The organism is Vibrio sp. 1F279 (genome assembly GCF_041439815.1).
Lineage (GTDB): Bacteria > Pseudomonadota > Gammaproteobacteria > Enterobacterales > Vibrionaceae > Vibrio > Vibrio tasmaniensis_A.
This window is the reverse complement of the sequence record NZ_JBGOOU010000049.1, coordinates 20,975-28,553: the sequence shown is the minus strand read 5'-3', so window position 1 is coordinate 28,553 and position 7,579 is coordinate 20,975. Positions and strand designations below refer to the sequence as shown.

Genomic DNA, 7,579 nt, shown 5'->3' with positions numbered 1-7,579 from the left:
TTAATAGCGGTTCTAGGGTTCAAATCCCTATCCCTCCACCACCATTGAAAAGCCCGCTGAGAAATCAGCGGGCTTTTTTCATATTTGTCGTTTAGAAAAACAAAAAAGAGCACTAACGTGCTCTTTATCTGTGACTCCACACTTGCTTGTTATCACTTATAGATAACTAGTCTTGAAGGTATTTACCTTCAGCTACCTGCCAAAATGCTCTAATTAACGGATTTTCTAACTGTGATCGCTTACAGCACACTCCCAATTCAAACGGCTTGATTGGCTCTATTTTTAAGCGGTCGACTTTATCTCTCACAGGGCTGTTGTTGATTACAACGTCTGGCGCGATACCAACCCCACAACCAAGAGCAACCATACTTACGATCGCTTCATGACCTGATACCTGAGCGTAAATGTTGGGCTTTATCTTCATCTTTTTGAACCACGCGTTCGCACGTTCTCGTGCAGTACCAGCTTCTGGGATGATAAAAGGCACTTCATTCCAGTTTGGTTTATCTGATTGCAGCTGCTGGCTAAAACTACTCACACCGGATGGGATGATGACTGACAGTGGTATATCGCTGATGGTTTCAAATTCTAACCTTGAAGGGAGAATGTCTGGCTTCGCTGAGATAGCAATATCTGCTTCATCATTTAAAATCTTGTCGATGGATTGAGCCGGATCGCCTGTAGAGAGCTTAAATTCAATGTACGGATGAATAGCCCTGAATTCGGTTATGAGCTCAGGTAGGTGGCTGTAACTAGCCGTTACCGAACAAAATATGCGAATTTCACCTTTAAGTTCTTGCTCACCACCTTTCAGGTGAAGATTGTATTGCTGCCACTCTCCAACGATGCTTAATGCTACTGGCAATAGGTGCTTTCCTGCTGGAGTGAGATCAACACTGCGGTTATCTCTGATAAGCAATTCTTGCCCCGTTTCTTCTTCAAGCTTTTGTACCTGACGACTAAGTGCTGAAGGACTGACGTGCATAGCAGCAGCGGTTTTGCTGAAACTCTTGCTGTCACATAAATGTATAAATAATTGTAGAGATTTTATGTTCATGTTTTGCGATCGTTTCCATGTTGCATTTATTGCAATAACTAATTGTGAATATATCACTTTCAGCAACGGAGTGTCTGTTTTAGTATGAAGTCATTCGATAGAGAGATATCGACCTTACGGACTTATTTTTAAAGGAGTGCCCTAGAATGGCTAACTATTTCAATACATTAAACCTTCGTGAACAACTAGACCAATTAGGTCGTTGCCGTTTCATGGATCGTGAAGAATTCACGACAGAAGCTGAATATCTTGAAGGTAAGAAAATCGTAATTGTTGGTTGTGGTGCTCAAGGCCTAAACCAAGGTCTGAACATGCGTGATTCTGGCCTAGACGTATCTTACGCTCTACGCCAAGCGGCAATTGATGAAAAGCGTCAATCATTCAAAAACGCTGATGAAAACGGCTTTGTTGTGGGTAGCTACGAAACGCTAATCCCTCAAGCAGATCTAGTTATCAACCTTACTCCAGACAAGCAACATACAAACGTTGTTGAAACAGTAATGCCTCTAATGAAGCAAGGCGCTGCTCTTGGTTACTCTCACGGCTTTAACGTTGTTGAAGAAGGCATGCAATTACGTGCTGACCTTACTGTAGTAATGGTTGCACCTAAGTGTCCAGGTTCTGAAGTTCGCGAAGAGTACAAGCGTGGCTTCGGTGTTCCAACACTGATCGCTGTTCACCCAGAAAATGACCCTAAAGGCGAAGGCTGGGATATCGCTAAAGCTTGGGCTGCAGGTACTGGTGGTCACCGTGCAGGTTGCCTAGAGTCTTCATTCGTAGCTGAAGTTAAATCTGACCTTATGGGTGAGCAAACAATTCTATGTGGCATGCTACAAGCCGGCTCTATCGTATCTTACGAGAAGATGATTGCTGATGGCATCGAACCTGGCTACGCAGGTAAACTTCTACAATACGGTTGGGAAACGATTACTGAAGCACTTAAGTTCGGTGGCGTAACTCACATGATGGACCGTCTATCTAACCCAGCTAAAGTTAAAGCGTTTGAGCTTTCTGAAGAGCTTAAAGACCTAATGCGTCCGCTTTACAACAAGCACATGGATGACATCATCTCTGGTCACTTCTCTAGCACTATGATGGCTGACTGGGCGAACGATGACGTGAACCTACTAGGCTGGCGTGAAGAGACAGGTGAAACTGCATTCGAAAACTACCCAACTTCTGACGTAGAAATCTCAGAGCAAGAGTACTTCGATAACGGTATCCTAATGGTTGCTATGGTTCGTGCCGGTGTTGAGCTAGCATTCGAAGCTATGACTGCATCTGGTATCATCGATGAGTCTGCTTACTACGAATCTCTACATGAGCTTCCACTAATCGCAAACACAGTTGCTCGTAAGCGTCTTTACGAAATGAACGTTGTAATCTCAGATACTGCTGAGTACGGTAACTACCTATTCGCTAACGTAGCCACACCGCTACTACGTGAGAAGTTTATGCCTTCAGTAGCAACTGACGTAATCGGCCGCGGTCTAGGTGAAACATCTAACCAAGTTGATAACGCTAAGCTAATTGAAGTAAACGAAGCTATCCGTAACCACCCTGTAGAGTACATTGGTGAAGAGCTACGTAGCTACATGAGCGACATGAAGCGTATCGCTGTAGGCGGTTAATTAGTCGCTTAGATACTGATAAATTTGCAGAAAAAGCGAAGCAGTATCACTAACTCCTTACAGGTTGGAGTTATAAATAAGCAACACAACATCTAATGAAAAGGCTTGGTCGCCGTTGACCAAGCCTTTTTGCTTTTAGTAACAAAGTCTTAAAAATCAATTAAATGAACATTGTTTGATCAGTCTTTGTCGACTTTCAGTTTTTGATTGATCTTCAGAAATACAAAAGGGTTGGTGCTTTCACACCAACCCTTTCAGTTTTCTTGCTTTACGCTTACTTGTCGGCAATCTTTGCTTCTAAGTCCGTTAGCTTTTGTTCCATTTCAGTCAGCTTTTGGCGAGTGCGCAGTAGTACTTGTGTTTGAACATCAAATTCTTCACGGCTTACAACGTCTAGCTTGTTCAGTTGGCCTTGGATAACCTGACGAACTTTTTGATCTACGTCTGAACCAAGCTCTTTTACTGGTTGAGGCATAGAATCGTGGATCTGCTTAGCAATCTGCTCTAGTTTTTTTGGATCAAACATATCAATTAAAACTCCTGAATATTTATCACTATTCTATTTAATCACACTTGATATGTCGCCTATGGCGTACAAAAAAAGGCCACCGAAGTAGCCTTTTTATTGTAATTACGACTTAGTGATTACTTATTATCAGCTAATTCTCTGTGCGCTGCTTTTGCTTCATCGACGCGAGCTAGCTTTTCTAGGTCTTTGTCTTCAACAAATACAGGTAGAGGTTTGTGTTTTTCAGCCAAGTAGCTGTAAATCACTGGCAGTACAAATAGTGTGAAGATAGTACCAATCGCTAGACCTGCAACGATTACGATACCAATACTGAAACGCTGAGCTGCACCCGCACCACTTGCGTACATCAGTGGGATTAGACCCGCGATCATCGCAGCCGTTGTCATCAGGATTGGACGAAGACGAACCTTCGCCGCTTCCATTACCGCTTCAATACGAGTCTTGTGATTATGTAGCTGTTCTTCTTTCGCTACCTCACAGATCAAGATACCGTGCTTGGTAATCAAGCCGACCAAGGTGATCAAACCAACTTGAGAGTAGATGTTCATCGTCGCCGCACCCCAAGCTAGAGCTATTAGGGCACCACAAATCGCCAGTGGTACAGATACCATGATAACCAATGGATCTTTTAGAGATTCAAACTGAATCGCCAATACCAAGAAGATGATAGCCAACGCTAAACCAAAGGTCGCGTAAAGTGCGCTACCTTCTGTTACGTATTGGCGTGCTTCACCCATGTAGTCATGGTTATAGCCACTTGGAAGCTTATTGGCAGCTGTGTCTTCAAACCACGCAATTGCATCACCCATTGCAGCGCCTGGAGCCGGTACCGCACCAATCGTAGCCGAGTTCAATTGGTTGAAGTGAGGAAGAGAGCGAGGCTCAGCCACAACATCAATCGTGATTAAACTGCCTAGAGGAATTGCTTTACCATCTGCGCCACGAACATAGTAGTTGTTCATCGATTCAGGGTTTAAACGGAATTTACGTTCAACTTGAGGGATAACCTCGTAAGAACGACCATTCAAGTCGATACGGTTTACGTAACCATCAGACATCATAGTACCTAGAGTGATACCGATATCTTGCATCGTCACGCCGTAAGCACCCGCTTTGTCTTTGTCGATATGGATCTTCATCGTTGCTGAGTCGTAATTCAAATCAAGATCTGAATAAACGAACAGCGGGTTTGTCGATACTTCGGCTAAGATCTCTGTCGTAATTTGGAATAGGCTCTCGAAGCTGTTCGGTGTTGTAATAACAAACTGAACAGGAAGGCCTGAACCTGCACCTGGAAGTTCTGGCATTTGGAAGGCTGTTACGGCCATACCAGGAACATCTTTCACCAAGTTACCAACACGGTTTGCTACTTCAGACTGGCTTGCTTCACGCTCACTCCATGGAACCATTGATGCGATACCAAAAGCTTGGTTTGCATTAGGAACACCTGTAAACACCTGCGCATACGCTACTTCTGGCTGATCAGACAGAAGGCTGTTTACGTCATTCATGGTGTTTTGCATGTAGTCCAAGTTCGCATTCGAAGGTGCTGTACCCATAAGCATGATTACACCTTTATCTTCTGAAGGCGCTAACTCACTAGGGATGAACTTGAATAACAGTGGCAAACTTGCAAATACGATGATAGCGAAGCCAATGAAGACTGGGCGATGCTGCATTACCGCGCCAAGCATACGCTCGTAGCGATTGGTCATGCCGTCTAGTACGCTATGTACTTTCTGCTCAAACTTGCTTGGCTCGGCGTGAGCTTTGAGCATTTTTGAACACATCATTGGCGATAACGTTAACGCCACAATACCCGATACAAAAACAGCACCAGCAAGGGTTAGTGCAAACTCTTTAAACAACGAGCCTGTGATACCACCCATCATTGCGATAGGAGCATATACTGCACCTAGCGTTAATGTCATTGCGATAACGGGTACTGCAATTTCACGAGTACCGATGATGGCAGCTCGGAAAGGAGACTCCCCTAATTTTATATGCCGGTCGACGTTTTCCAATACAACGATGGCATCATCAACTACTAAGCCGATAGCCAGTACCATTGCCAGTAGCGTCATTAGGTTCCAAGAGAAGCCCATCGCCTGCATTACCATAGCCACACCAATTAGAGACAGTGGGATAGTAACGATCGGGATAAGAACCGCACGGAATGAACCTAAGAACAAAGTAATTACGACCAGTACAATTAATGCCGCTTCAAGAATGGTTTTAATAACCTCTTGAATGGATTCATTAATCGCAATAGTCGAGTCATACATGATATTCATCGAGATGTTACTTGGAAGGTTCTTCTCTAATTGAGGTAGAAGCTCAAGGACATCAGCGGCAATGTTGATAGGGTTCGCACTTGGTGCCGCGTTAATTGCTGCAACAACCGCTTCCTTACCGTTTGCACTCGCTCGGTAAATATCGTGGCTTTTTTCTAAAGAAACCTTAGCGATGTCAGACAGGCGAATAATTTCACCCTCACCACTTTTAACGACTAAGTTCTCTAGCTCTTCAGTGTTTGATACTTGCGTATCGGCACTGCCGTTATAAAGAACGAATTCGCCAGTAGCTTGACCTGTCGCTGATTGGTAGTTGTTGGCATCCAATACCGACATAACATCAGTAGCGGTGAGGTTAACAGCTGCCATTTTTGACGGATCTAGCCATACGCGCAGTGCGTATTTCATACCACCATATAGGTCGACTTTAGATACACCATTTACCGTAAATAGCTGCGGGTTGATTACACGCTCTAGATAATCGGTAATTTGGCTTGATACGAGCTCATCACTGGTAAAACCAATATAAAGTACCGCGGTCGTTGAACCGGTAGACATAGTTACGGTTGGATCTTCGGCTTCTTTAGGGAGCTGAGACCGTACCGAGTTTGTCTTGGCCAGTATGTCTGACAACGCCGCATTCGGGTCGGTGTTCAACTTCATGTTCACGGTAATCGTAGATTTACCTAGCACAGAAGAAGATGTCATATAATCGATATTATCCGCTTGAGCCACAGCTTGTTCGAGGGGCTGGGTGATAAAGCCTTGGATAAGATCGGCACTTGCACCGTAGTAACTCGTGGTTACGGTTACGACGGTATTCGTCATTTCAGGGTATTCACGCACCTGCATTTTGAAGATTGCTTGTAAGCCAAGCAGAGCAATCAAAAAGCTGATGGATACCGCTAGAACTGGACGTTTAATAAAAACATCAGTAAAGCGCATTGTGCCTCCAGTTACAGCTTAGGTGTTTCAGATGGTGGAGTGATTGCATCACTTTCAACAACCTTAACTTTGGCACCGTTACTTAGACGTACTTGGCCAGAAGTTACAACCGTATCGCCGGCTTTAACGCCTTCAAGGATGTGTGCAATCTCAGCGGTACGCTCACCTACTTTTACAACATGTTGAGCAACACGTTGAACGCCGTCTTCTTCCGTCAGGATGTAAACATTGTCACCATATAGAGTGAAAGTAATCGCTGTTTGAGGCAACGTTACTTGGTTCTCTAGCTTAGGCAGAATGATGTTAGCACGCGCAAACATGCCGCTACGAAGCTTGCCATCATTGTTTGGAATGTCTGCTTGAACTTGAATAAGACCACTTTGGATACTTACTGCGGGTTCAATAGCACTGATAGAGCCTTCAAACGGTTTCTCTGGGTAAGCATCAACAAAGATGTCGATAGCCTGACCAACATTGATACGAGAGATATCTGTTTGAGATACAGTAAAGCGTAGGCGCATCACGCTGGTATCTTCTAAACGAACGATATCTGTACCTGATTGCAGGTATTGACCTAGGTACACGTTACGAATACCCACTTTGCCATCGAAAGGAGCACGAATTTCACGGCGTTCGATAGATGCTTTTAGGCTTTCAATATCAGCAGATAGAGAGTAGTAGTTTGCTTCTGCTTCATCGTATGCTTCTTTTGAAATAGAACCTTTCTTATACAGGCCTTGGTAGCGTTTGTATTTTGCTTTTGCCGCAGGCAGGCGAGCTTCAGAACTCTTTAGATTTGCCTTTTCTACGCCAGAATCAAGACGAACAAGAAGTTGGTCATTTTTAACATCAGTACCAGAACCAAAAGAGATTTGGTCAATAACACCGCTGGTTTCATTCGCTAGCGTGACACCTTGGTTAGGTTCGATGAAGCCGATAGCTTCAATTACTGGAACCCAGTCGATCGGCTGAGCTTCAGTAACCGTTACTGGAAACTCTGGTTCAGGGCGGTTGGCCATATACTCAGCAATTTTTTGTTGTTTGAACATGTTGAACCCAATAACGCTGCCGAAAAGAAGTACAGCGATGAGTAACATGAAGAAAGTCCACTTTTTCATTATGG

The 7,579-nt window shown here is 44.1% G+C and carries 5 protein-coding genes; 1 reads left to right on the top strand and 4 read right to left on the bottom strand.

The features are described 5' to 3' along the window. Positions 1–166: 166 nt before the first annotated feature. On the bottom strand, positions 167–1,057 hold the full coding sequence (ilvY, locus tag ACED60_RS23210; RefSeq protein ID WP_054548024.1) for an HTH-type transcriptional activator IlvY: 891 nt from the start codon (positions 1,055–1,057) through the stop codon (positions 167–169). Between the two features lie 146 nt (positions 1,058–1,203). Here ilvY and ilvC point away from each other — a divergent pair, with 146 nt between their 5' ends. Then, positions 1,204–2,688: a ketol-acid reductoisomerase gene (gene ilvC / locus ACED60_RS23205; RefSeq protein ID WP_017077813.1), complete on the top strand. Its 1,485-nt coding sequence runs from the start codon at positions 1,204–1,206 to the stop codon at positions 2,686–2,688. A 274-nt stretch (positions 2,689–2,962) separates the two neighbouring features. On the opposite strand, the gene ACED60_RS23200 is transcribed toward ilvC, so the two are convergent. The 3 genes from ACED60_RS23200 to ACED60_RS23190 all read right to left on the bottom strand — a co-directional run bounded on the left by ACED60_RS23200 (position 2,963) and on the right by ACED60_RS23190 (position 7,574). Further along, positions 2,963–3,214 carry an accessory factor UbiK family protein gene (locus tag ACED60_RS23200; protein ID WP_004735787.1) on the bottom strand — a complete coding sequence of 84 codons (252 nt, stop codon included), beginning with the start codon at positions 3,212–3,214 and terminating at the stop codon, positions 2,963–2,965. A 119-nt stretch (positions 3,215–3,333) separates the two neighbouring features. Continuing rightward, complete coding sequence (locus tag ACED60_RS23195; protein WP_371728559.1) at positions 3,334–6,456, bottom strand: multidrug efflux RND transporter permease subunit; 3,123 nt, start codon at positions 6,454–6,456, stop codon at positions 3,334–3,336. Positions 6,457–6,467: 11 nt separating this feature from the next. Next, the gene (locus tag ACED60_RS23190) at positions 6,468–7,574 is read right to left on the bottom strand and encodes an efflux RND transporter periplasmic adaptor subunit (protein WP_371728558.1); all 1,107 of its coding nucleotides are present in this window, start codon (positions 7,572–7,574) and stop codon (positions 6,468–6,470) included. Between the last annotated feature and the right edge of the window lie 5 nt (positions 7,575–7,579).